Annotated in this window: 19 protein-coding genes; 9 read left to right on the top strand and 10 right to left on the bottom strand. The window is 64.2% G+C overall.

What is annotated here, in order from left to right:
* Positions 1-151: 151 nt before the first annotated feature.
* The 6 genes from H582_RS31625 to H582_RS26225 form a co-directional block, all read right to left on the bottom strand.
* Positions 152-1,045, bottom strand: coding sequence for an ABC transporter permease (locus H582_RS31625; protein ID WP_043110998.1), 894 nt, complete (start codon positions 1,043-1,045; stop codon positions 152-154).
* Positions 1,046-1,056: 11 nt separating this feature from the next.
* Positions 1,057-2,061 (bottom strand): ABC transporter permease, encoded by a 1,005-nt coding sequence (locus tag H582_RS31630; RefSeq protein WP_028597848.1) that lies wholly within the window; start codon positions 2,059-2,061, stop codon positions 1,057-1,059.
* Positions 2,062-2,067: 6 nt separating this feature from the next.
* A complete protein-coding gene (locus H582_RS0106205; protein WP_052333030.1) occupies positions 2,068-3,708 on the bottom strand; it encodes an ABC transporter substrate-binding protein in 1,641 nt (546 codons plus the stop codon).
* A gap of 126 nt (positions 3,709-3,834) precedes the next feature.
* Positions 3,835-4,836: an ABC transporter ATP-binding protein gene (locus tag H582_RS0106210; RefSeq protein ID WP_240478957.1), complete on the bottom strand. Its 1,002-nt coding sequence runs from the start codon at positions 4,834-4,836 to the stop codon at positions 3,835-3,837.
* Positions 4,833-5,822 carry an ABC transporter ATP-binding protein gene (locus H582_RS0106215; protein WP_028597851.1) on the bottom strand — a complete coding sequence of 330 codons (990 nt, stop codon included), beginning with the start codon at positions 5,820-5,822 and terminating at the stop codon, positions 4,833-4,835. Before H582_RS0106215 ends, H582_RS0106210 begins: the two co-directional genes overlap by 4 nt.
* Positions 5,823-6,408: 586 nt before the next feature.
* Complete coding sequence (locus tag H582_RS26225; protein ID WP_043110999.1) at positions 6,409-7,059, bottom strand: DUF2306 domain-containing protein; 651 nt, start codon at positions 7,057-7,059, stop codon at positions 6,409-6,411.
* Positions 7,060-7,192: 133 nt separating this feature from the next.
* Here H582_RS26225 and H582_RS26230 point away from each other — a divergent pair, with 133 nt between their 5' ends.
* From H582_RS26230 to H582_RS0106255, 7 genes are all read left to right on the top strand, one after another.
* Positions 7,193-7,702, top strand: a complete 510-nt coding sequence (locus H582_RS26230; RefSeq protein WP_052333011.1) for a MarR family winged helix-turn-helix transcriptional regulator — start codon at positions 7,193-7,195, stop codon at positions 7,700-7,702.
* Positions 7,692-8,942: an MFS transporter gene (locus H582_RS26235; RefSeq protein ID WP_043111000.1), complete on the top strand. Its 1,251-nt coding sequence runs from the start codon at positions 7,692-7,694 to the stop codon at positions 8,940-8,942. Before H582_RS26230 ends, H582_RS26235 begins: the two co-directional genes overlap by 11 nt.
* Positions 8,943-9,776: 834 nt before the next feature.
* On the top strand, positions 9,777-10,505 hold the full coding sequence (locus H582_RS0106235; protein ID WP_028597852.1) for a (Fe-S)-binding protein: 729 nt from the start codon (positions 9,777-9,779) through the stop codon (positions 10,503-10,505).
* Complete coding sequence (locus H582_RS0106240) at positions 10,502-12,028, top strand: LutB/LldF family L-lactate oxidation iron-sulfur protein (RefSeq protein ID WP_052333012.1); 1,527 nt, start codon at positions 10,502-10,504, stop codon at positions 12,026-12,028. The genes H582_RS0106235 and H582_RS0106240 overlap by 4 nt, the downstream gene beginning before the upstream one ends.
* A 223-nt stretch (positions 12,029-12,251) precedes the next feature.
* Positions 12,252-12,965, top strand: a complete 714-nt coding sequence (locus H582_RS0106245; RefSeq protein WP_028597854.1) for a LutC/YkgG family protein — start codon at positions 12,252-12,254, stop codon at positions 12,963-12,965.
* Between the two features lie 27 nt (positions 12,966-12,992).
* Entirely contained in the window at positions 12,993-13,703 is a 711-nt protein-coding gene (locus H582_RS0106250; RefSeq protein ID WP_028597855.1) for a FadR/GntR family transcriptional regulator, read from the top strand.
* A 45-nt stretch (positions 13,704-13,748) separates the two neighbouring features.
* On the top strand, positions 13,749-14,729 hold the full coding sequence (locus tag H582_RS0106255; RefSeq protein WP_028597856.1) for a Gfo/Idh/MocA family protein: 981 nt from the start codon (positions 13,749-13,751) through the stop codon (positions 14,727-14,729).
* A 127-nt stretch (positions 14,730-14,856) separates the two neighbouring features.
* Here the strand turns inward: H582_RS0106255 and H582_RS0106260 are convergent, their stop codons facing one another.
* The 3 genes from H582_RS0106260 to acnA form a co-directional block, all read right to left on the bottom strand.
* Positions 14,857-15,804 (bottom strand): catalase, encoded by a 948-nt coding sequence (locus tag H582_RS0106260; protein ID WP_084136725.1) that lies wholly within the window; start codon positions 15,802-15,804, stop codon positions 14,857-14,859.
* A gap of 172 nt (positions 15,805-15,976) precedes the next feature.
* Entirely contained in the window at positions 15,977-17,563 is a 1,587-nt protein-coding gene (locus tag H582_RS0106265) for a M4 family metallopeptidase (RefSeq protein ID WP_028597858.1), read from the bottom strand.
* Positions 17,564-18,146: 583 nt separating this feature from the next.
* Complete coding sequence (acnA, locus tag H582_RS0106275) at positions 18,147-20,861, bottom strand: aconitate hydratase AcnA (RefSeq protein WP_028597860.1); 2,715 nt, start codon at positions 20,859-20,861, stop codon at positions 18,147-18,149.
* A 369-nt stretch (positions 20,862-21,230) separates the two neighbouring features.
* Here acnA and H582_RS26240 point away from each other — a divergent pair, with 369 nt between their 5' ends.
* Positions 21,231-22,433: an AI-2E family transporter gene (locus tag H582_RS26240; protein ID WP_280522977.1), complete on the top strand. Its 1,203-nt coding sequence runs from the start codon at positions 21,231-21,233 to the stop codon at positions 22,431-22,433.
* A gap of 77 nt (positions 22,434-22,510) precedes the next feature.
* Here the strand turns inward: H582_RS26240 and H582_RS0106285 are convergent, their stop codons facing one another.
* Complete coding sequence (locus H582_RS0106285; protein ID WP_028597861.1) at positions 22,511-22,858, bottom strand: hypothetical protein; 348 nt, start codon at positions 22,856-22,858, stop codon at positions 22,511-22,513.
* Between the two features lie 171 nt (positions 22,859-23,029).
* On the opposite strand from H582_RS0106285, the gene H582_RS29845 reads away from it, so the two are divergent.
* Positions 23,030-24,706, top strand: coding sequence for an ATP-binding protein (locus H582_RS29845; protein ID WP_052333013.1), 1,677 nt, complete (start codon positions 23,030-23,032; stop codon positions 24,704-24,706).
* Positions 24,707-24,721: the final 15 nt, after the last annotated feature.

Consider the following 24,721-nt stretch of genomic DNA (forward strand, 5'->3'; position numbering starts at 1 on the left):
GGAAATCCAAGGCACAAATGTGCCTTGGATGGGCGGGTTAGGAGCGGCGGATGTATGGAGCGCAAAGGTCGCCGCGCGTCCCGCGCCCGGCTACCCGCGCAAGCTCCGCGCGCCTGCACGCCCGCGCTCAGCTAATCGCCCCGAACCCAGCTCAGCGCTTCATGCGCGGGTCGAGCACGTCGCGCAGGCCGTCGCCGATCAGGTTGAAGCCGAGCACGGTGAGCATGATCGCGAGGCCGGGGAAGAGCACCGTCCACGGCGCCTTTTGGATGAGCTGGCGCGAGTCGGACAGCATCTTGCCCCACTCCGGATCCGGCGGCTGCGCGCCGAGGCCGAGGAAGCCGAGCGCCGCGGCCTCGATGATCGCGGTCGCGATGCCGAGCGTGCCCTGCACGATGATCGGCCCGAGGCTGTTGGGCAGGATATGCTGCAGCAGGATGCGCGAGCTCTTCATGCCGAGCGAGCGCGCGGCGACGATGTACTCTTCCTCGCGCAGGCTGAGCACCTTCGCCCGCACGAGCCGGCCGAACACCGGCACGTTGACGATGGCGATCGCGAGCAGCGCGTTCTGCAGCGACGGCCCGAGCGCGGCGACGATGGCGATCGCCAGCAGGATGCCGGGGAACGCGAGCAGGATGTCGAACAGGCGCGAGATGATCGCGTCCCACCAGCGGCCGTAGTAGCCGGCAAGGATGCCGAGCATCGTGCCGGCGACGATCGAGCCGACCACCGACGAGACGCCGACCCACAGGGAGATGCGCGCGCCGTGGATGAGCCGGGAGAGGATGTCCCGCCCCAGGTCGTCGGTGCCGAGCCAGTGCTCCCCGCCCGGAGGCTGGAGCCGGTTCATCAGCTCCTGCTCCTTGTAGTCGTAGGGGGCGATCACCGGAGCGAGCGCGGCCACGAGGATGAAAAAGACAATGATGCCGAGCCCCGCCATCGCCATGCGATTGCGGCGGAAGCTGCGCCAGGCGTCCCGCCACGGGGACGACGCCTCTTCCGGCTTGGGCAGCGGGACGGGCAGGCGCACAGCCGGTTGCGACACGGATACCCCTCCTACTTGTAGCTGATGCGCGGATCGACTGCCGCGTAGAGCAGGTCGACCAGCAGATTGATGAGGACGAAGAGGAACGCGATGATCAGGATGCCGGACTGGATGACCGGATAGTCGCGCGCGCTGATCGCATCGAAGATGTAGCGTCCGATGCCGGGCCAGGCGAAGATCGTCTCGGTCAGCACCGCTCCGCCGAGCAGCAGGCCGAACTGCAGGCCGATGACCGTCAGCACCGGGATGAACGCGTTGCGCAGCGCATGCTTGTAGATGACGCCGAGCTGGGACAGCCCTTTGGCCTTGGCGGTGCGGATGTAGTCCGAGCGCAGCACCTCCAGCATGCTCGAGCGCGTCATGCGCGCGATGATCGCCATCGGGATCGTGCCGAGCGCGATGCCCGGCAGGACCAGATGCTTGAGCACGGTGCCGAACTGGTCGAACCGTCCGGCGACGAGCGTGTCGATCAGGTACAGGCCGGTGACGGCGTCGATCGGGTCGCGCGGATTCGCGCGGCCGATCGACGGCAGCCATTTGAGCTCGAGCGCGAAGATCCACTGCTCCATCAGGCCAAGCCAGAAGATCGGCATCGACACGCCGACGAGGGCGATCAGCATGCTGGCATAGTCGAACCAGGAGTTCTGACGCCAGGCGCTGACGATGCCGGCGTTGACGCCGACGACAATCGCGAACAGCATCGCGAACGCCGTCAGCTCCAGCGTCGCCGCCAGGTAGGGCCCGATCTCGGTGGCGATCGGCTCCTTGCTGCGAATCGACTTGCCGAGGTCGCCGCTCAGCAGCTTGCCGAGATAGTCGCCGTACTGGACGTACAGCGGCTCGTCGAGCTTCAGCTCCTGACGGAGCGCTTCCTTCGACTGCGGGCTGGCCTTTTCCCCGAGGATGACCTCAGCCGGATCGCCGGGGATGGCCCGGATGATCATGAACACGATGACCGTCATGCCGAGCAGCACGGGGACGAGCATCAGCAGGCGGCGAATCGCATAGTTCAGCATATCGGCCTACTCGAAATAGACTTCGCTGTACGGCTCCCCGCCGGTCGGCGACGGCACGTAGCCCTTGAGATTCGCCTTGCCCGCCAGCAGCGGCGTCGAGTGCACGAGCGGAATCCACGGCGCGTCCTGCTTGATCAGCACCTGCGCCTGCTTGTACAGCTCCTCGCGCTTGGCCGGATCCGTCTCGGACTGGCCTTCGCTCAGCAGCTTGTTCACTTCGTCGTTGGAGTAGAAGCTGTAGTTGTTGCTGCCGATCGTGTCCTTGTGCAGCAGCGTGAACAGGAAGTTGTCGGGGTCGCCGTTGTCGCCGTTCCAGCCGAGCATGAACAGGTCGTCCTTCTTGCCTTCCTTCGCGTCATCGAGGTAGGTCGCCCACTCCGGCGATTCGATGCGCGTCTTGACGCCGATCTTGGCGAAGTCGGCCTGGATCGCTTCGGCCACCTTCTTGCCGTCCGGCATGTACGGGCGCGCGACCGGCATGGCGTAGAACACCATCTCCTCCGGCAGGCCGTTCGGGTAGCCGGCGTCGGCGAGCAGCTGCTTCGCCTTTTCGAGATCGTACGGGTAATCCTTGATGTCCGCGTTCCAGCCGAGCGTGCTCGGCGGCATCGGGTTGACCGCCGCTTCGGCGAGGCCGGCGTAGAAGGCGCTGATGATGCCTTCCTTGTTGACGGCGTGGCTGAGTGCGACGCGCACCTTCGGATCGTCGAACGGCTTTTTCTTCAGGTTGAAGCCGACGTAGCCGACGTTGAACGATGGACGCTCGATCCTCTGCAGCTCGGCGTTGCTCTCCAGCGTGCCGAGGTCGTCCGGGTTGACGCCCTCCATCAGGTCGATCTCGCCGTTCTGCAGCGCCGTCAGGCGAGCCGAGTTGTCCGGGATGACGGTGATGATGACGCGCGCCAGCTTCGGCAGGCCGGACTGCCAGTAGTTCGGATTCTTCTCGACCGTGATCGACTCGCTGCGCTTCCACTCCTTGAAGACGAACGGCCCGGTGCCGACCGGCTCGCTCTTGAACTTGTCCTTCTTCTCCTCGACCGCCTTGGGCGACGCGATGCCGAACGACGGCATGGCGATGTTCTGCAGGAACGGCGCCTGCGGCTTGTTCAGCGTGAACTGCACGGTGGCCGGATCGATCGCCTTCACTTCCTTGATGACGCGCGACCCTTCCGGGCCGAACATCGAGTCGTAATAGTAGAACGAGTCGCCCTCGTACTTGTTCGGGCTATTCGGATCGCTCCAGCGGTTGAAGTTGAAGACGACGGCGTCGGCGTTGAAGTCGGTGCCGTCATGGAACTTGACGCCTTGGCGCAGCTTGAACGTGTAGGTGAGGCCGTCGTCCGACACCTCATAGCTCTCGGCGAGCGCAGGCTGGACCTCGGTCGTGCCCGATTTGTAGGACAGCAGCCCTTCGAAAATCTGCTCCGTCACCTTGGTCGATTCGCCGTCGGTGACGATGGCCGGATCGAGCGCGGCGGAGTCTCCGCCGCGAGCGACGATGAGCGTGTCCTGGGAGCTGGCCGCTCCATCGGACGGAGCCGTGCTCGTTGTCGGCGCCGGGCTGCCGGTCGCGCCGCCGTTTTGTGCCGCAGGCGCATTGCTGTTGCCGCTGCAGCCGGCGAAGGCGAGCGTCGCGGCGAGCAGCATCGCCGTGGTGGAAGTCCATTTGGTGCCTTTGATGATGGTCAAGATCGATTCCTCCCCTTGTCGTTGGTTGATGCCGAGTGTGGCCTATGCCTTGCTGTATGATGTTGAAATCTCTGCCTCCGAGCCTCAAGGATAGAGATGACAAGCCGTTCCATGTCCCTCGCCGTCGATCTTCAGCGGAGGCCGCTGCGAGCGGCAGACGTCCATCGCGACCGGGCAGCGCGTGTGGAACACGCAGCCCTCCGGCACGTTCGCGGGGCTGGGCACGTCGCCCTGCAGCACGATCCGCTCGGCGGCCGCGCCGGGCACCGGGCTGGGAGCCGCGGACAGCAGCGCCTTGGTATACGGATGTCGGGGCTCCCGGTATAGGCCGCGCTTGTCCGCAATCTCCACGACCCGGCCGAGGTACATGACCGCGACCCGGTCGCAAAAATGCTTCACGACGCTCAGGTCATGGGCGATGAACACGTACGTCAGCCCCATCTGCTCCCGCAGGTCCTGCATCAGGTTGAGGATCTGCGACTGGATCGACACGTCGAGCGCGGATACCGGCTCGTCGGCGACGATCAGCTTGGGCTCCAGCATGAGCGCCCGCGCGATCGCGACGCGCTGCCGCTGGCCGCCCGAGAACTGATGGGGATACCGGTCGAGCTGCCAGGCGCTGAGGCCGACCGTCTCCATCGTACGGGCGACCCGCTCGCGGCGCTCCGCCGCGCTGCCGATGCCGTGCACGATCAGCGGCTCCTCGAGGATCTTGCCGATGCGATGCCGCGGGTTGAGCGAGGCGAACGGATCCTGGAAAATCATCTGCATGTCCCGGCGCTTGCGCCGCAGCGCCTCGTCCTTCAAGGCAAGGACGTCTTCGCCGTCGAAACGGACCCGTCCGCTCGTCGGCTCCAGCAGCCGCAGCAGCGAGCGGCCGGTCGTCGACTTGCCGCAGCCGCTCTCCCCGACGATGCCGAACGATTCGCCGCGCCGGACCTGGAAGCTCACGCCGTCGACGGCCTTCACATGGCCGGATACCCGCTGGAGCAGGCCGCTGCGGATCGGGAAATGGGTGCGGAGCTCCTCGACTTCGAGCAGCGCCTCGGCCTGCGGGGGGTTTTCGATCTTCGACGCCGCGTTCAATTCGCCACCTCCTGGGCCGTGTTCAGCCAGCAGCGCGAGCGATGGGCCGGCCGGGCGCACGCGATCAGCTCCGGCAGCTGCTCGCCGCAGATCGGCATCGCATGCTCGCAGCGCGGGGCGAAGCGGCAGCCCTGGGCGATCGCGCCGGGCCGCGGAACCTGGCCGGGGATCGAGTACAGCCGCTCGCGCTCCTCGTCCAGACGCGGGATGGAGCGGATCAGTCCTTGCGTGTACGGATGGCGCGGGTCAGTCAGAATATCGTGGACGGAGCCTTCCTCGACGATCTTGCCGGCGTACATGACGACGACCCGCTCGCACAGCTCGGCGACGACGCCGAGATCGTGGGTGATCATCATGATCGCCGTGCCCGTCTCGCGATTGAGCGTTTTCATCAGGTCGAGGATCTGGGCCTGGATCGTCACGTCGAGCGCTGTCGTCGGCTCGTCGGCAATGAGCAGCTCCGGCTCGCAGCAAAGCGCGATGGCGATCATGACGCGCTGGCGCATGCCGCCGGACAGCTGATGCGGATAAGCTTTGGCGACGCCCTCGGCGCGGGGGATGCCGACCTTGCGCAGCATCTCGACCGCCTTCGCCGCGGCATCCTTGCGCCCTACCGGACGGTGGACGCGCAGCGTCTCGCCGATCTGCTCGCCGATCGTCAGCAGCGGGTTGAGCGAGGTCATCGGCTCCTGGAAAATCATCGAGATTTCGTTGCCGCGCACCTGCTTCATGCGCTTTTCCTTGGCGCGGAGCAGATCCTCGCCCTTGAAGCGGATCGATCCGCCCGCATAGCGGGCAAGCGGCTCGGGCAGCAGCCGCATGATCGACAGGGAGGTGACGCTTTTGCCGCAGCCGGATTCTCCGACGATGCCGACAATCTCGCCGGAGCGGATCGTCAGGTCGATCCCGTCCACGGCCGGCAGCTCTCCGCGATCGGTGGCGAAGTGCGTATGCAGGTCTGTCAATTCCAGCAGGCTCGGTGCCATGCCATCTCTCCCTCATGACGTTTTGGATGTTATTTACTTTAATGCGTTGATGCATCAGGAAAGCAATGCGTTGATTTAATTTCTTTTTTTTGAGAAATAAAGGAGGACAACGGCAAAGCTGCAAGAAAATACGTCATATTTCGTGACACTGATTGTAAATCAAAAGCTGTGTGTTCGTAAACAGTGAATAAATACTCATTATCACAGATATTTATTTGTTTTAATTGATATGGAAGCGCTTTATTTAAGCAAGAGGAAGAGGCTTTAGTCCCATTTATGGATGCCAATGCTAGATGGAGTTAGGTTTATTGACGTAGTTTAAAAGGGTAAAATATTCAAACTATTCAGTCGGATTTATGGATGAAAGATCGAGTTTACGTTAAAAAGGTTATTTTCTTATGCAAAATGAATCCTATTTTCGATGCAAAAGAGGTTGGCCGATCCTGGACTACCGGTTGAAACGGGAATAAGCTTCAGCTTTCGCTGAAGCTGAAGCGGATTCGGAGCGGGGCGGCCAAGTTCCAATTCTATTCCCGGTCGTCATTTCCCGGTCCGAAAAAGGGCCGCGCTTGCGGCTTCCTTTTTCTCAAGCGCCGCCTCCTTCGTCTCGGGGCACCCGCAGCATTCGGATAGCGAGCTCGCCTGCGAGCAGCAGGAAGGCGATGTTGGCGTAAAGCGCGGCCGCATAGCCGGCGGCATAGGGCAGTTCAAGCAAGCCCGTAAACAAGCCGGTGAACAGATGCAGCGTCATGTTGTTGAAGCAAAAGGCATAGCTGCGGATCATCAGCCGCTTGTGGGCGGCCAGCCGCCGCTTGCGGGCGCGAAGGATGGCGAGCAGCGTGATCGCCGGCCACAGCATGTTGAGCAGGTTGAACGGGACGCTGGCCCATTTGCCTCCGGTCGCATACGGCGCCATGTAGCCTGAAGTCAAGCAGACGAGGAAGACGCAGATGAAATAGAGATAGCCGTTCCAGCGGTGAAACGGCAAGCGTCGCGGCGTGCGGCGGCCGGCCGGAGCGAAGCCGAGCAGGCCGCAAGCGGTCGCCGCGCAGGCGGCGGCGATGTGGAGCTGCAGCACGGCCAGCCATGAGCCGAGCTTGTCCGGCCCTTGTCCGGGCGGCTTGAGCGCCAGAAAGCCGGCCGCCTGCGGGTCGGCCAGATAGGATTTGTAGAGCACATAGGCGACGGCGGCGGCAGCGGCTGCAGCCAGCCACCGGAGGGCGGCTTTCGAGGACATGGAAGGACTCGCTTTCTTGTCGTTATGATGGCCATTGTATCATGGCGCCATGCCCGCAGGTTGACCCTTTTCGTTCAAAGGCGTATAGTTGTTGTGACAACTAATGAACAGGACAGAAAGAAGGAAGGCCATCATGCATGAATCAGAAGACTTGACTCATCCTCGATCTGGTCCGGCGTCCGGCGCCGGTCTGGACGATTCGATCGGATTTTTGCTCGGAGCGGCTTACCGAAAGGTGAGCCTGACGCTGCTGCAGCAGCTGCGCGACTGGGATATTACGCCGGAACAGTGGTCGATGCTCGCACGGATCTGCGAGCGCGGAGGCCGGATCCAGAGGGAGCTTGGCGAGCTGACCGGAAAAGACAAGCCGACGACGACGCGCATTCTGGAGCTGCTTGAGGCAAAGGGACTGATCGTCAAGCAGCCCGATCCGAAGGACCGGCGCTCGCAGCGGATCCATGCGACGGCTCAGGGCGAGCGATTGCTGGCCGAGACCAGGCCGGTCGAGCGCAAGGCGCTCGACATCGGCCTCCGCGCGCTGACGGAGGAAGATCGGGCGCAGCTGCGGCAGCTACTGCAGCGCATCGTGCAGCCGCCGGCATCGTCCTTGGCTGAGGCGCAGGAGGAAGCCGATGAGCGCTGAGCCGCTGACGCTGCGCAAGGAGCCGTTATGGACACGCTCGTTCATCGTGCTGACGATCGGAGCGTTCCTCATGTTCCTTTGCCTGCAAATGCTCATGTCGCCGCTGCCCTCGTATGTCGAAGAGCGCTTCGCGCCGGGACCGTTCGTCATCAGCCTCGTGACGAGCCTGTTCGCGCTCGCGGCGATCGCCGCCCGCTTCGCGACGGCGTGGATGCTCGGCCGCATCTCGCGCAACATCGTGCTGTTCGCGGGATTGGCTGTATCCGCGCTGGCGACGCTCGGCTTTTCGGCCGTGTCGGGCATCGGAGCGCTATTGGCGCTGCGCGTGCTGTTCGGCATCGGCTTCGGCATGGCCAGCACCGTGCTGCCGACGCTGGTGACCGGCATCATTCCGCCGCGGCGGATGGGGGAGGGGGTCGGCTACTTCGGCCTTTCCAGCAGCATGGCCATGTCGCTCGGTCCGATGATCGGCCTGTCGATCATGGACGGCCTCGGCTTCCGCGCGCTGTCGCTGGCGGGAGCGGCGTCCTCGCTCGTCATCATTCCGCTGCTGCTCGTTTTTCGAGCTATCCCGCCGGTCCGGGTCAGAGTGCCTGCTGCGGCAATCGGAGGCACGGCCGCGGAGAGGGCGAGCGTCGGCTCGGCAGCGGCAGGAGCGCGCGAGGAGCTCGGGCGCAGCGAGGCGGGGCCAGCTTGGCTGCCCGCGCTGCTGAATACGCTGATGGCGGTTACCTATGGCGGCCTGCTGAGCTACCTGGTGCTGTTCGGACGGGAAATGGGCTTGCCGAACATCGGCCTTTTCTTTCTGCTGAACGCCGTCGCCATCCTGCTCGTGCGGCCGATCGCCGGCCGGCTGTTCGACCGCTTCGGGCATCTCGCGGTGCTGCCAGCGGCCTCGCTGCTGCTGATGGGCGGCCTGCTGCTGCTCAGCTGGTCCGATACGACCGGGCTGCTGCTGCTCTCGGCGCTGCTGTACGGACTCGGCTTCGGCTCGATTCAGCCGACCGCGCAGGCATGGATGCTGCGCAGCATGCCGGCTGCCCGCCAGGCGTCGGCGAACAGCCTGTTCTACAACTCGACCGACCTCGGCGTCGCGGCCGGCTCGATGCTGCTCGGCGCCGTCGCGGCCGCGACCGGTTATGCGGTCATGTACCGCTGGGCGGCGCTGTCGATGGCGCTGCTCCTCGCCGTTTATGGCGCGGGGCTGGCCTTGGGCCGCCGCCGGGCGCGCCGCGCTTAGCAGGAGGAGCCGGCGGAAGGCGGGGCTGGGTGAGCCGACGGAGGTACGCGGCAGGCGGAGCCGGATGAGCCGGTCGCAGGCACGGATCCTGAGTAGGCGATGCTAGGAGATGCGCTGCTCCGCTGGGTGTGCCACTGAGTGGCGGCTCAGCGTGGTGTTCTAGAAGGGAAGGGATGAGCTGAGCTATGCTCGGCTTCGTCCCTTTTTTGTTTTCCTGCAAGTTGCGCGGAAAAAACGAGCAACTGGGCTCGAACAGAGTGACCGGACGTGGGAGTAACGCGGAAAAACCGAGTAACTGGGCTTGAAGAGGGTGCGGAGCAGGGGAGTTGCGCGGAAAGACCGAGTAACTAGGCTCGAAGAGAGTGCGGAGCGGGGGAATAACGCGGAAAAACCGAGTAACTGGGCTCGAAGAGGGTGCGGAGCAGGGGAGTTGCGCGGAAAGACCGAGTAACTGGGCTCCGAAGTGAGCGATCAGTGGGCAATAATTCGAAAAAATCGGGTTACTGGGCACCGAGGTGAGCGTTCCGTCGGCGATAGCCCGAATAAATCGGGTTGCAGTCGCCCGAGAGAGCGAATCTAAGGCTGCAACCCGAAAAAGTCGGGTTCCAGGCGTGCGAGAGGGCGAATCTAAGGCTGCAACCCGAAAAAAATCGGGTTGCAGTCGCCCGAAGGAAGCTCGATCCGCAGCGCCGCCAGCGAGAGCGGACGAGGACGAGGGCTCTCCCGAAGCAGCCCCTCGGCGCAATTCGCTCTAGCGCGGCGAAGCAGGCTGGCGTATAATGGCATCAACTCAACTTGTCTGACAACCTGACCAATTGACGGAGAGGTGCACTCATGAAAGTTTCCCTGTTCATCACCTGCCTGAGCGATGCGATCTATCCCCGGGTCGGCGAAGCGATGGCGCGCATTCTGGCGCGGCAAGGCGTCAAGCTGGACTTTCCCAAAGTCCAGACCTGCTGCGGACAGCCGGCGTACAACAGCGGCTATTGGGACGAGGCGCGCAAGACCGCCCGCACGATCCTCGCCGCATTCCGGGACAGCGACTTCGTCGTCTCGCCGTCCGGCTCCTGCACGTACATGGTCCATCACTACGAGGAGCTGTTCAAGGACGAGCCGGAGGCGCTGCGCGAGGCGCGGGAGCTCCGCTCCAAAACATACGAGTTCACTCAGTTCCTCGTGCAGGTGCTCGGCGTGACCGACATCGGGGCGCGCTTCCCGCATAAGGTGACCTACCATCCGTCCTGCCACGGCAGCCGTCTGCTCGGCGTCAAGGAGGAGCCGCTCGAGCTGCTGCGCGGCGTCGATGGGCTGCAGCTCGTGCCGCTGCCTTTCGCCGAGGATTGCTGCGGGTTCGGCGGCACGTTCGCGGTCAAGATGGCGGATATCTCCGGCGCGATGGTGACGGAAAAGGCCGACCATGTGAAAGAGACGGAAGCCGAGGTGCTCGTCGGCCTCGACATGGCCTGCCTGATGAACATCGCCGGCAACCTGCGCCGCCGGGGCGAGCCGGTTCGCGTGCTGCATCTGGCGGAGCTGCTGGAGGAAGGAGCGAGAGTCGGATGATCAAGGAGCAGGCCAAGCCAGCGCAGCCGGACACGGTGCGCGAGCGGGCTGGACTGGCGCTGAACGACGAGTTCCTCCGCCAGGCGGTCAAGTTCACGACCGAGCGGCTGCGCTCGGGCAAAAAGGCGGCGTCCGAGGCGCATGGCCATTGGGACGAATGGCGCGAGCAAGGGCGGCAGATCCGGCTGCATACGATCGCGCATCTGGACTATTACTTGAACCTGTTCGCGGACAACGCGCGGGCGAACGGAGTCCAGGTGCATTTCGCGTCGACCGCCGAGGAGGCGGTGTCGCTGTCGCTCGCGATCGCGGAGTCGGCCGGAGCGCGCTCGGTCGTCAAGTCCAAGTCGATGGTCACCGAGGAGCTCCATCTCAACCATGCGCTGGAGTCGATCGGCGTCGAGGCGGTGGAGACGGACCTCGGCGAGTACATCATCCAGCTGGCGGGCGAGACGCCGTCGCATATCATCATCCCGGCGATCCACAAGAACCGCTACCAGATCGCCGAGCTGCTGTCGGCCGAGGCGGGCGAGACGCTGCCGCCGGATACGACGATCCTCGCGGGCTTCGTGCGGCGCAAGCTGCGCGAGAAGTTCCTCGAGGCGGACATCGGCATGACCGGCTGCAACTTCGCGATCGCGGAGACGGGGTCGATGGTGCTTTTTGAAAATGAAGGCAACGCCCGCATGGTGTCGACCGTGCCGAAAACGCAGATCACCCTCATGGGCATGGAGCGGATCATCCCCTCCTGGGAGGATCTCGAAACGATGGCGACGCTGCTGCCGCGCTCGGCCACCGGCCAGCGGCTGACCGTCTACATGTCGGGCATCACGGGGCCGAAGCGCGCGGACGACGCCGACGGTCCGGAGGAGATGCACCTCATCATCCTCGACAACGGGCGCTCCAACCAGCTCGGCGACCCGGAATTCCAGGAGCTGCTCAACTGCATCCGCTGCGGGGCTTGCCTGAACGCTTGCCCGGTGTACCGCCACATCGGCGGCCATGCCTACGGCGGCACGTACAGCGGACCGATCGGAGCGGTGCTGACGCCGGCGCTCAAGAGCAACGTCGCCGAGTGGGACGACATCGCGAGCGCATCGAGCCTGTGCGGCGCCTGCTATGAGGCGTGTCCGGTCAAGATCCCGCTGCATGACATGCTCGTGTCGCTGCGGCGGCGCAAGGTCGAGGCCGGCCGCGCCGATGCGCTTGAGACGCTGGGCATGAAAGGCTTCGGAGCGGTCGCCGGCCGCGCCGGCCTCATGGGCGCGGCGCTCGGAGCGGGACGGCTCGGCCAGCGGCTCGTCGCCCGCGGCGGGGAGATCCGGCTGCGGCTCGGGCCGCTGAAGGGCTGGAACAAGTATCGCGTGACGCCGACGCTGGCGAAGCAGCCTTTCCGCAAGCGGTGGAGCACGCTGGAGCAGGAGCTGACGGGGGAGCTGCGGGAGATGGACCCGGCGGTGAAAAACCGGCTGGAGGAGCTCGCGCGCCGGGGCGGGCGCAAAGGAGGAGACTCGCATGGGTGAGGACATGAAGCGGCAGCAAGCTAGCGCCGCAGGCGGCGAGGGCGTCGGAGCCGGCCGGGCGGTGGATTCGGCCGCTCAATCGACTGCGTCGACTCGCGAAAGCGCGGCGCCGCCGGAAGCGGCAACTCAAGCGGCCGCATCGGCTGGCCAGAGCGAGTCGGCGCAAGCCGAGCCGCCCGGCGGCACGGCGCCGCCGGAGTCGGCCGCGAGTCGGCGCGAATGGCTGAGCGAGCTGGAGGAGCAGTCCAAGCGGCGCCAGCAGGCGTTCATGGACGGCATCGCGGCCAAGCTCGGCCGGCCGCGGCAGCTGGAGCGGCCGGTGCAGCCGCGGCGCGGCGCGCCTGCGTTCTGGCGCGAGTTCCAGTGGAGCCCGGAGGAGCGGGCGGCCAAGCTGCGCGAGCATTTCGAGGCGGCGGGAGGCAAGCTCGCGGAGCTGCCGGACCTGGAGGCGGCGGGCCGCTTCATCGCCGAGCAGGCGCGGGAGATGAAGGCGCGGCGCATCCTGCGGCAGGACGAGGCGGAGCTCGCGCGGCTCGGCCTGGAGCCCGCGCTCGAGCCCGAAGGCTGCGAGGTGCGCGTCTGGAACGAGGACGGCGCAGGCCGCGAGAGCTGGCTGCCGCGGGCGGCGGAAGCCGACTTCGGCGTCGTGCTCGCCGACGGAGCGGCGGCGTACACCGGCTCGGTGTGCGTCCGCTCCGCTCCCCACAAGGGGCGCAGCGTCAGCCTGCTGCCGACGGCGCTGTTCGTCGTGCTGCCGCGCGAGCGGCTCGCCACCCGGCTCGGCGAGCTGCTGCTGCCGCTCGACGAGGCGGGACGGGAGGCGATGCCGGCGGGCGTGCATTTCATCTCCGGACCGAGCCGCTCGGCCGACATCGAGAACGACCTGACGATCGGCGTGCACGGCCCCGGCATTGTCACGATCCTGCTCATCGGGTAGCATGGAGGGCAAAGGGGGACGGCAGCCGTGGAGGTAAAGCCGCTGAACAAGCAAAATCACTATGAAGCGATCGCCGGGCAGCTGCGCCGGCTGATCGACGACGGCAGCGTCAAGCCGGGCGACAAGCTGCCCTCGGCCCGCGAGCTGTCGGAGCGCTTCGGCGTCGGGCGGTCGACGATGCGGGAGGCGCTGAGCGCGCTCAAGGCGATGGGCTACATCGACATCCGCCAGGGCGGCGGCAGCGTCGTGCGTCCGCCGGAAGAGCGGGCGGGCGGCCTGCCGCCGCTGCTCGCGGCCGCCGGCGCGACGCGCGAGGAGCTGCTGGAGCTGCTGGAGGCGAGGCGCTCGCTGGAGCTGGCGAACGTCGCGCTCGCGGCCCGCAAGCGCAGCGCGGACGACGTCGCCCGGCTGCGCGAGCTGGCCGAGGGCATGAGCGGCACGCTCGGCGACGACCTCGAGGGCGAGCGCTACGACATGGAGTTCCATCTGGCGCTGGCCCATGCGACCGGCAACCGCATGATGGCGCGGCTGTACGAGTCGCTGATGGCGCCGATCGAGCGGGCGATCCGCGCCGTGCGCCGGACGGAGCTGTATGCGAGCCGCGAGGTCGCAGGAAGGCTCGCCGACGCGCATGAGCGCATCCTGCTGGCGGTGGAGGCGGGCGACGAAGCGCTCGCCGCCGCCGAGATGCAGGCCCATCTGGAGCATGTGGAGCGGATCGTGATGAAGCATCTTTGATTTCGGGTAAGGAAAGGCAATCACTATCCGACAGGAGCTGAGCGCATGGAAGGCAAAAAGACGATCCGCTGGGGCATCATGGGGCCGGGCGGCATATCGGAAGGCTTCGCCAAGGACCTGGCGCACGCGCAAGGAGCGGAGCTCGCGGCCGTAGCCGGACGCGATCCGGACAAGACGGCGGCGTTCGCCGGCAAGTTCGGCATCGCAAAGACGCACGGCAGCATCGAGGAGCTGGCTGCCGATCCCGAGGTCGACATCGTCTACATCGGCACGGTCCATCCCGTGCACAAGGAGCATGCGCTCGCCGCTCTGGCGGCGGGCAAGCCGGTGCTGTGCGAGAAGCCGCTGGCGATGAACGCGGCCGAGGCGCGGGAGATCGCCGGCCTGGCCGAGTCCAAGGGCGTGTTCGTGATGGAGGCGATGTGGACGCGCTTCCTGCCGGCGATCCGCCAGGCGCGGCGTTGGCTGGACGAGGGAGCGATCGGCGAGGTGCGGCTGCTCAAGGCCGAGTTCGGCTTCGACGCCGGATGGAATCCGGACGGGCGGCTGCTGAACAAGGACCTCGGCGGCGGCACGCTGCTCGATGCCGGCATCTATCCCGTGTCGTTCGCCTCGTTCGTCTTCGGCGCGCAGCCAGAGCGGATCGAGAGCGTCGCGCGCATCGGCGAGACGGGCGTCGACGAGCAGTTCTCGCTGCTGCTCGGCTACGGCGACGGCCGCGCGGCCTCGCTGCACGGCTCGATCCGGCTGGAGATGGAGAACGACGCCTGGATCTACGGCACCAAGGGCCGCATCCGCATCCCCGGCTTCCTCTGGAGCCGCGGGGCGGAGCTGCGCGTGAAGGGCGAGGAGCCGGTCGTGTTCGAGGACGGCCGCGTCTGCAACGGCTATGCGTTCGAGGCGGAGGAGGCGATGGACGCCCTGCGCGAGGGCCGGACGTCCAGCGAGATCATGCCGATCGCCGAGAGCGTCCGCATCCTGGAGACGATGGATCGGATCCGCGCCCAGTGGGGACTGACCTACTAACGGCAGAGGAGCGGGTTTCGGACGCCGAGAGCAGCTTTTGCCATTCATTCCAAAATATCGGCATGCCAAAACCAAACAGCCTGCGGACCGATCGGTCCGCAGGCTGTTTTTTTGACATTTGCGCCGGCTAAATGCCCTTCATGCGGCGCTCATAGCTGACCGCGTACGCCTCGCGGCGGAAGCTCAGAATCGGATCGGGGGTAATCTCGATCCCTTGCCCGGTCGCGGTCGGGTCCATGAGCAGCCCTGCCGGCTCGTCCGTCAGCTCCGCAATCGACAGATGGCCGATATCGAGCGTCGGCCGATCGGCCGGCCAGCGCGCGCTGGAGTCGTCCACCGGATCCCACGGCTCGCCAAGCGCGATCCGCAGCGTGAAGCCGGCCGGCAGCTTCTCCAGCCGCTCGCGCAGCTCGTCCTCCAGGTAGTCCTTGCTTGCTGCCGCCGTCTTCAGCAGAGGCAGATAGGCCACCTCGGCATCCGGGATCCACTCGTACTTGACCGGCTGCTTGCGCCCCTCGCCGTCGACGAGGTAGAACGCATGGATCGAATGGTACGGCACGGAGGCGAAGCTCGCGGGCGGCTTCAGCTCGGAGAGGATCGTCAGCGCCTCGCCGGCATGGGGAAAGCTTCCGAGCAGCGACTTCAGCCGCTCCTTGACGGACAAGCCGTCGCGGGCCAGATCGCGAGCGGCGAGCATCATCTCGAGGAACGACTCCGGCGTACGGGCGACGAACACGGACGCGGTCACCGCCACGATGACCGGCTTTACGCCGGCGGAGTCGGGGCGCTGGAACTGCACGGCCATTCCTTTGGCGGGAGAGAGCAGGTCCCTCGTCGACGGGTCGGAGGCGCTATTGGAAAAGCGCACTACGACGTCGCTCGGCTCCCGCTGCAGATGCGCGGCGCCGGTCAGGCGGGCGGCCTCGCCGCTTGGCGTGAACACGCCGCGGGCGCAGATGCCGCGGGCATGCGCGCGGCGCTGGCCGGGGTGGCTCCCGGCCAGCTCCTCGATGGCGTCGACCGAGCGGGCCGGCAGCTCGGCGGGAGAGGGCATCGGTTCTTTCGGTGCGGTCATGGCGATTCTCCTTTGCGGACGGGATGGTCGGATCTTCTCCTTCTACCCGCTTCGCCGCAGCGTCCAATCGCCTCGCCGGTTTCTACAGGCCGACGGCGCGGAACGCTGCCGTCAACCCGTAGCGGAGCTAAAGGCCGACGGCGCGGAACGCTGCCGTCAATCCGTAGCGGAGCTAAAGGCCGACGGCGCGGAACGCATTAGTCACAGACGTCACATACGGAGAGCTCGTGCCGTACAGGTCCTTCGCCGCCTGGATGGAGGCGTTTTTGGCGGAAGCGAACGTCGACGTGGACGTCAGGTAGTAGGCGACCGTGTTGTAGAAGATGTTCACGGCGGCGTCGCGGCCGATGCCGGCGACGGTCACGCCGTTATGGGTGCCGCCTTGGGCGAGCAGGTAGAACGCTTTGTTCGTGATGCCGCTGTTCGTATGGACGCCGCCGTTGTCGGCCGTGCCGGTGTAGCGGTTGGCGTAATGGTCCGGCTGGCCGTACAGCGTCGGGTTGGACATCGAGCGCAGCGCGTCGCCGGCGACTCCAGGCGTGTAGATGTCGTCGCCGATCAGCCAGTTTTTCGCCTGGATGGAATTGCCGAGCACGTCCGCATAGGATTCGTTGAGGGCGCCGGATTCATTCAGGTAGCGCAGGTTCGACGTGTATTCGATGACGCCGTGGGACAGCTCGTGGCCGATGACGTCCAGGTCCCCGGACAGATAGGTGAATGTCGTTCCGTCGCCGTCGCCGAATACGATCTGCGAGCCGTTCCAGAAAGCGTTGTTGTACCTCGAGCTGTAGTGGACCGTAGAGCGGATCGCGAAGCCGTTGCCGTCGAGGCTGTTGCGGCCGAACTTGTTCTTGAAGAAGTCGTACACCTGGCCGGCGTACGCATGCGCGTCGACCGCCGCGCGGTCCGACCAGACGTTGTCGCTGTCGGTCAGCAGCGTGCCCGGCAAGGAGGTGCGGTTCGAAGCCGTATACGTCGAGATGCCGTTGCCGCGCGTCGTGTCCTTGAGCTGATACGTGCTTCCGGACAGCGTCGTCTGGAACGTCTTCGTATCGCCAGCGACGCCGGTGCCGGTGCCGGTCGCATGCTGCAGCAGGTCGTATTGCAGCACGATATGGCCGTCGACGGCATCGATCAGATAGCGGGTGCGGAGCGCTTCAGGCTCCAGCACGTTCACTTCCGTCTCGTACACCAGATTGTTCGCTCCGTTTTCGGCGTAGACGAACAGCTGAGCGGAAGGCGCCTTTTCCGAGGCTCCGAGGCTGCCGATCCGCGAGGCGGCTTCCGCGGTCGCGACGGCGATGGCGTCGGTCGGGCTGAGCTGCGGCTGGAGCGCCTTCGCGGCGAACTGCTCCTGCTTTTTGGAAGGAATGACGGCGCCGAGGAAGGAGGTCACTTTTCCGGTTTTGTTGTCGACATGGATCGTCTGATCGGCGCCGTAGACCGGGACGCCGTTCACGACCTGCTGGAGGCGGAAATGCTCGATGCCGGACCCCGCGTCCAGCTGCTTGTCCTTGATTTGGAAGGCGGTCTTGAGATCGGACGTCGTCAGGCCGAGCTTCGTCTGCTGGCTGCGCAGGAAAGCCCATACCTTATCCTCGGATGTGCCGCCAGCGGCAGCCGCATTCGTATCGCCGCCGATGAATTGAGGCGCGAGCGAATCCTCGGGAATGACGCTCATCGAAGGGGCGGCGTTAACCAAAGAAACGGAAGAAAGCAGCAAAATGCTTCCCAGCAGGGCCGAGACGGATCTTTTCATGAAATTAATTCACTCCAATTCGTTTTTTTAGTAAGTGCAGATTAAACAAAGCTAAACCGCATGAAAAGAGATTATTTATGCACCCCCATTAATTTATTCGGCAATAACCGATCTGATATTTCCAGATTGCAGCCGTGTGAATAAATCTATCACGGGAGAAATCGTTCGTAAATACAGAAAATTCTAAAAAGTAACAATTGATTCTTTAGAAGTGAAAGCTCAAGGAAAGCTCACGGCATCTCATCATTAAGTCCCGGGGAGGATGTGCCGGAGTAGGACTTCAGGTAGAATTAGGAAGGAATTGCTTTTTTCGGTTGAAGCGCTAAATCTGCTTCTTTGGATGCTTGCCAAGCGTTTTATGAAGTCGAATGCTGTCGAATGAAAGCAGGATATGTAGAGCTGAGAAGGGGTGAAGTTCAATGGGAGCAGAGGAAATTCGATCGAAGGAGGATGTCTTGGCGATGTTGGACGCTCTGCTGCAGGAGCGCTCGTCGTTCAGCTGGGACCATTTCTACTCGGATCGGGAGCGGAATACAAAAAAAGCGCCGGAAGCGGATGCTTCCGGCGCGGAAAGGGAAAAATCTTACTTCTGCTCGCTCAGCATCTGGCGCAGAACGGTCTGCAGGATGCCGCCGTTGCGGTAGTAGTCGACCTCCACGAGGGAGTCCAGACGTACCGTAACCTGGAACTGGAAGCTGCTGCCGTCTTCGCGGGTCGCGGTGACGGTCACTTGGTCGCCAGGCTTCACGTCGTTCGTGAGGCCTTCGATGTCGAAGGTCTCGCGGCCGGTGATGCCGAGCGTCTTCCAGCCTTGGCCTTCTTGGAAGCAGAGCGGCAGGACGCCCATGCCGACGAGGTTCGCGCGGTGGATCCGCTCGAAGCTCTCGGTGATGACGGCCTTCACGCCGAGCAGGAACGTGCCCTTGGCGGCCCAGTCGCGGGAGCTGCCGGTGCCGTATTCCTTGCCGCCGATGACGATCAGGTTCGTCTTGTCGGCCTGGTACTTCATCGAGGCTTCGTAGACGGACGTCACTTCGTCGGTCGGCAGGTAGGTCGTGAAGCTGCCCTCGGTGCCCGGAGCGACCTGGTTGCGGATGCGGATGTTCGCGAACGTACCGCGCACCATGACCTCATGATGGCCGCGACGGGAGCCGTAGGAGTTGAAGTCCTTCTTCTCGACGCCGTGCTCCAGGAGGTACTTGCCGCCCGGATAGTCGGCGCGGATGCTGCCGGCCGGGGAGATGTGGTCCGTCGTGACGGAATCGCCCATCAGGAGCAGCGTCTTGGCATGCTTGATGTCCGCGACGTCGCGGATGCCGTCCGCCAGGTTCTCGAAGAACGGCGGGTTGGCAATGTAGGTGGAGTCCTCATCCCACTCGTACAGCTCGCCTTCCGGCACCGGAATCTGGTTCCAGCGCTCGTTATGCGTGTAGACGTTGTCGTACTTGTCGCGGAACATCTGAGGCGTGATCGCCGAGCTGGCGGCATTGGCGATCTCCTCGGAGGAAGGCCAGATGTCGCGCAGGTAGACCGGCTCGCCTTGCTGATCGTGGCCGATCGGCTCGTTCGCGAAGTCGATGTTGACCGTGCCGGCCAGAGCATAGGCGACGACGAGCGGCGGGGACGCCAGGTAGTTCGCCTTGATCTGGGCATGGATGCGGCCCTCGAAGTTCCGGTTGCCGGACAGGACGGCCGCGACGGTCATGTCGTTGTCGGCGATCGCCTGGCTGACATCCTCCGGCAGCGGACCGGAGTTGCCGATGCACGTCGCGCAGCCGTAGCCGGCTACATGGAATCCGAGCTGCTCGAGGTACGGCAGCAGTCCAGCCTTCACGAGGTAGTCGGTGACGACGAGCGAGCCTGGCGTCAGCGAGCTTTTTACGTACTCCGGCTTCACGAGGCCTTTCTCGACGGCCTTTTTGGCGACGAGGCCGGCGCCGAGCATGACGCTCGGGTTGGACGTGTTCGTGCAGCTCGTGATGGCGGCGAGCACGACGGCGCCCGTTCCCATCTTGCTCACTTTGCCGTTCGCATGCTTGATCTCGACGACTTCCTCGATCTTGGCGTCGGACAGGCCGTAGCCGCCCTTGTCGACCGGCGTGCGCACGGTGCTGTTCCAAGCTTCCTTCATGGCGGTCAGCTCGATGCGGTCCTGCGGACGCTTCGGACCGGCCAGGGAAGGCACGATCGTGGACAGGTCAAGCTCGATGACGTCGGTGAACGTCGGGTCCGGCGTATCGTCGGTGCGGAACATGCCTTGCGCCTTGTAGTACGCTTCGACGAGCTCGATCTGCTCCTCGGTGCGGCCCGTCTGGCGGAGGAAGTTCAGCGTGATCGCATCGACCGGGAAGAAGCCGACCGTCGCGCCGTACTCCGGAGCCATGTTGGCGACCGTCGCGCGGTCCGGCAGGCTGATGTTGGACAGGCCGGGGCCGAAGAACTCGACGAACTTGCCGACGACGCCGCGCTTGCGGAGAATCTCGGTGACGGTCAGCGCCAGGTCGGTCGCGGTCGCGCCCTCGGCGAGCATGCCTGTCAGCTTGAAGCCGATGACTTCAGGCGCGACGAAGTAGAGCGGCTGGCCGAGCATGCCGGCTTCCGCCTCGATGCCGCCGACGCCCCAGCCGACGACGCCAAGGCCGTTGATCATCGTCGTGTGGGAGTCGGTGCCGACGAGGGAGTCCGGGAAGACGACGGTCTCGCCGTCAATGACCTTGGTCGCGGCTACAGAGGCGAGATACTCCAGGTTGACCTGGTGGACGATGCCCGTATCCGGCGGCACGGCCCGGAAGTTGTCGAACGCGGTCTGCGCCCAGCGGAAGAACTTGTAGCGCTCGGCGTTGCGCTCGAACTCGATGCGCTGGTTGATCTCAAGCGCGTCCGGCGAGCCGAACGCGTCGACCATGACGGAGTGGTCGATGACGAGGTCGACCGGCACGAGCGGATTGATCTTTTTCGGATCTCCGCCGTTTTTCTTGACGGTCTCGCGCATGGCGGCCAGGTCGACGACGACCGGCACGCCGGTCAGATCCTGCAGCACGATGCGGGCGGGGATGAACGGGATTTCCTTGTCCTCGCGCTTCTGAGCCCAGTTCATGAGCTGCGAGACGTGGTCGGCGGTAATGCCGCGTCCGTCGAACTGGCGGATGGCGCCCTCGAGCAGGACTTTAATGGAGACAGGCAGCTTGGAGATGGATCCGTGTCCCTTCTCTTCCAGGCCTTCCAGGCGGTAGTACGTGTACGACTTGCCGCCGACTTCCAGCGTGGAACGGACAGAATACTGGTTCTGCAATGGCATCAGGCTTATGCTCCCCTCAGGCGGATTTGCAATTGATGAAACGAAAGTGTGGCTGCGGGAGCGTCGGGTGGGCGACTCCAGGCAGGCGTGAAACGCGGCCGGCCGGACATGACGAAGCGCCGGGGGGCGGAACTTCCGGCAAACAGGCATCGGTCAGGCATGGTTTCACACAGTAAAACTTCATTTCAAAAACCGCTTTAACCTTATTATAAACGGAACGGTGCGGATTCGTAAAGGGATGAAAGCTGAATCCAGAAGGCTTTCCCACCCGTATAAGAGCGTCATGGCCCGCTTAGTATTTGCAGTCGCAGGGCCGGATGATTATGATGTGGGGAACAGCAATACTTGGCATAATTGGAGGGAAGCCTTTTGGACCAAATCCAGCAGGAGCGCCAGGAAGAAGCGCGCTTCAACCGATTCCGCACCTTTTTCATCAACAACAAGTTCGTCCTGTTTCTGCTCGTCCTGCTTCTGGTCAGCATCAACGTCTACGTCCTGGCGCATATCACGTTCATCTTCGCTCCGCTGATCGTCCTGGTGAAGACGGTGCTGCTGCCGCTCCTGCTGGCCGGAGTCGCCTATTATCTGCTCAATCCGCTCGTCGACTGGATGGAAAAGAGAGGCATGAAGCGAGGCTGGATCATCGCGGCGCTCTACGTCATCATCCTCGGCCTGCTGACGCTGCTCGTCACGATCGTCGTTCCCGTCGTCCGGGAGCAGATCCAAGGACTGATCGACAACGTGCCTGCCTATACGAAGTACGTGCAGGACACGTTCGCGCGCTATCTCGGCAACGATACCGTGACGGAGCTTCAACGGGAGTTCAACTTCGATCCGCAGCAGCTCGCCCGGGAGGTGTCCCAGCGCGCCGGCTCGATCGTGCAGACGACGCTGACCAACATCGGCGGCTTCCTTGGCACCGTGACGGAGTTCGTGCTCGCGCTCGTGACGCTGCCGTTCATCCTGTTCTACATGCTGAGGGACGGCCGCAGGCTGCCGGAGTTCATCCTCAAGCTGCTGCCGACGGGGCTGCGTCCGGAAACGCGCCGCGTGCTGAGCGAGTCCAATGACCAGATCAGCTCGTACATCCGCGGCCAGATCATCGTCAGCATCTGCATCGGCTGCCTGCTGTACGTCGGCTATCTCGTCATCGGGCTCGAGTACTCGCTCATCCTCGCCATCGTCGCCGCGTGCACGGCGGTCGTGCCGTACATCGGGCCGGCGATCGCGATCACGCCTGCGCTCGTCGTAGCGGCGTTCACCTCGCCGATCATGCTGCTCAAGATGATCGCCGTCTGGACGATCGTGCAGCTGATCGAGGGCAAGTTCATCTCGCCGCAGGTGATGGGCAAGTCGCTCAAGATCCATCCGATCACGATCATCTTCGTCATCCTGACGTCGGGCAAGCTGTTCGGCTTCCTCGGCATCATCCTGGCCGTGCCCGGCTATGCCGTGCTCAAGGTGTTCGTCACGCATCTGTTCCGCTGGTTCATGGTCAACTCCAAGCTGTACGGACCCGAGCCGGAGTACAAGATTCTAGGCGTCAAGCGCGATAGCGACCTGCTGCCGTGACGGCATGAAAAAAGACGCTCCGCCTGAATAGGCGGAACGTCTTTTTCTCATTCGCGCGGCCAGCGGCGGCGAGGCCGCTATTGCGCGGTAGGGCTATGCAGGCGGCTCAAATGGCTGCGCAGCAGGTAGGCTTTCCAGCGCGAGATCGGCACCCGCTTCGCCTCAGGGCCCTTGCTGCCGAAGTAGATCGTGTTGTCGACGATGTCGCTGATGAGGGAGGTATTGACGTAGCAGTCAGAGCTGAGCGGGTAAAAGGAGCCGCTCCGAAGGCGGCCGATCTGGTCGGCAGACAGTTTCTTTTTTATGTTGTAGTTGCTGCCGTGGAAGCTGACGAGGCCCGAGCTGCCGAGCCTGTAGTACAGAATGTCCGTTTCGACATCAAAGTCCTCGTAAACGTTGCGGTCCTTTAATGGCACGTTTTCCATTCCGTTTCCCCCTTGCAAATGCTGATTTATTGATAACGCTTACATATCATAGCACAGCGCGGCTTTTTTGGGAAGCGGGAGAACGGCTCCTTTCGCGTCCGCCGTAGGATTTCGCGCCCGGCTCTGGTATAATGGACTAATCCTTAACGTTATAAAGAAAGCCGGTGAAGAATGAGCAGAGAGCATCTAGCGATCGAGACGTTCAATGAGGCCGCCGATCACATTCTCGATCTGCTGTCACGGCTTCTTCAGCTGAATACGCTGTTTATCGCCGTCAACGACGGCAGCACGAACCATATTATCCGGGCGTTCAACCGCGGCGAGCGGCTCGTCGAGGCCGGCACCCTGCTGCCGCTCCCCGAAGCCTACTGCAGCCTCGTTCCCAACCGCCGCGGCGGACTCGTCGTCATCCCGAGCACGCGCAGCCATGCGTCCGCCTCCGCGATGGCGGTCACGGACGCGCTCGGCGACCGCTCGTTCGTCGGCGTGCCGATCCGGCTCGCCGACGGCACGCTCTACGGAACCCTCTGCGCGATGGACGAACCGGGCTACCCGGTCAGCAGCTGGGAGCTTCGCACGCTGAATTCGATGTCCGTCTTTTTATCCTATACGATCGATCTCGAGCGCGAGCATGAGCGCGAGCGGCGTCGCGGCGAGCGGCAGAAGCTGCGCAGGCAGCAGGCGGAGCTGCGGCTCAAGCGGCTGAGGGAGCGGCATCGCACCGCCCAGGCCAAGCTGGCTCAGAGCTCCGATCTGCTGGCCATGCTCAGCCACGAGATCCGCAATTCGCTCAACGGCACGATCGGCATGACCGATCTCATGCAGCAGAGCGGCACGACCGAGGAGCAGGACGTCTACCTCCGCTTCATGGAGGACAGCAACCGCAATCTGCTGCAGCTTCTCGACAACATCCTCGACTACAGCAAGCTGAACGAAGGCGAGGTGAGCCTGGAGGCGTTTCCGATCGATCTGCTGTCGGTCGTCGAGGACAGCGTCTTCCTGTTCGCTTCCCAGGCGCTCGCGAAGCGGCTCGAGCTGCTGATCGACGCGGAGGAGGAGCTGCCTCTCCTGTACGGAGACGCGGGCAAGATCCGCCAGGTGCTCCTCAATCTGCTCAGCAACGCGGTCAAGTTCACGGAGACGGGCAGCATCACGGTCCAGATCCGGTCGCAGCGCCTTCCTCAGCAGCCGGGCCGGCTGCGCGTAAGCCTGTCCGTCTCGGACACGGGCAGCGGCATGACGGAGGAGGAGCTGGAGCAGCTGTTCCACAAGTACAGCCGTCCGCATGAGGGCAAGCGGAAGCAGGAGGTCGGCACCGGGCTCGGCCTGTACATCTCCCGGCAGCTTGCGGAGCGGATGGAGGGCAGCCTGCGCGCGTCGAGCGTACCGGGCCGAGGCAGCGTCTTCACGTTCGAGATGATGCTCCGCGCGGAGCCGACGCCGCTCGTCCAGCTGAACCATGCGCCTGTCGCAGGGAAGAGGGCGCTGCTGCTCGACGGCAGCGAGGAGCTGCGGAGAATCGTCGGCAAGCAGCTGGAGCAATGGGGCGTAGCCGTAACCGGCTGCGCCGAGCCGGAGGAAGCGATGCGGGCGCTGGCCGCGGAGGGACGCTTCGACGTGCTGCTGGCTGACGAGAGCTTCGCCTCGTCGCAGGCGATGACGAGCCTCGTGGAGCGGGCCTCGGATTGCGGCCTTCCGCTCGTGCTGATGGCGCCGCTCGGCGGAGCGAGGCCGGCGGCGTCGGGACTGGAGCCGCGCACGATGCTGGTCAAGCCGATCCGGCGCTTCTTTCTGATCCATGCGCTTACGACTGCCTTCGAAGAAGGCGCCGCTGCGCGCTCGACCTGATTTTTCCTCCAAAAA

The organism is Paenibacillus pasadenensis DSM 19293, from assembly GCF_000422485.1.
Taxonomy (GTDB): domain Bacteria; phylum Bacillota; class Bacilli; order Paenibacillales; family Paenibacillaceae; genus Paenibacillus_O; species Paenibacillus_O pasadenensis.

Bases quoted from the DNA above. Each gene is read 5' to 3' on its own strand.
- H582_RS31630 (WP_028597848.1), bottom strand. From the start codon at position 2,061: ATGCTGAACTATGCGATTCGCCGCCTGCTGATGCTCGTCCCCGTGCTG.
- H582_RS0106205 (WP_052333030.1), bottom strand. From the start codon at position 3,708: ATGCTGCTCGCCGCGACGCTCGCCTTCGCCGGCTGCAGCGGCAACAGC.
- H582_RS0106215 (WP_028597851.1), bottom strand. From the start codon at position 5,822: ATGGCACCGAGCCTGCTGGAATTGACAGACCTGCATACGCACTTCGCC.
- H582_RS26225 (WP_043110999.1), bottom strand. From the start codon at position 7,059: ATGTCCTCGAAAGCCGCCCTCCGGTGGCTGGCTGCAGCCGCTGCCGCC.
- H582_RS26230 (WP_052333011.1), top strand. From the start codon at position 7,193: ATGCATGAATCAGAAGACTTGACTCATCCTCGATCTGGTCCGGCGTCC.
- H582_RS26235 (WP_043111000.1), top strand. From the start codon at position 7,692: ATGAGCGCTGAGCCGCTGACGCTGCGCAAGGAGCCGTTATGGACACGC.
- H582_RS0106235 (WP_028597852.1), top strand. From the start codon at position 9,777: ATGAAAGTTTCCCTGTTCATCACCTGCCTGAGCGATGCGATCTATCCC.
- H582_RS0106240 (WP_052333012.1), top strand. From the start codon at position 10,502: ATGATCAAGGAGCAGGCCAAGCCAGCGCAGCCGGACACGGTGCGCGAG.
- H582_RS0106255 (WP_028597856.1), top strand. From the start codon at position 13,749: ATGGAAGGCAAAAAGACGATCCGCTGGGGCATCATGGGGCCGGGCGGC.
- H582_RS0106260 (WP_084136725.1), bottom strand. From the start codon at position 15,804: ATGACCGCACCGAAAGAACCGATGCCCTCTCCCGCCGAGCTGCCGGCC.
- H582_RS0106265 (WP_028597858.1), bottom strand. From the start codon at position 17,563: ATGAAAAGATCCGTCTCGGCCCTGCTGGGAAGCATTTTGCTGCTTTCT.
- acnA (WP_028597860.1), bottom strand. From the start codon at position 20,861: ATGCCATTGCAGAACCAGTATTCTGTCCGTTCCACGCTGGAAGTCGGC.
- H582_RS0106285 (WP_028597861.1), bottom strand. From the start codon at position 22,858: ATGGAAAACGTGCCATTAAAGGACCGCAACGTTTACGAGGACTTTGAT.
- H582_RS29845 (WP_052333013.1), top strand. From the start codon at position 23,030: ATGAGCAGAGAGCATCTAGCGATCGAGACGTTCAATGAGGCCGCCGAT.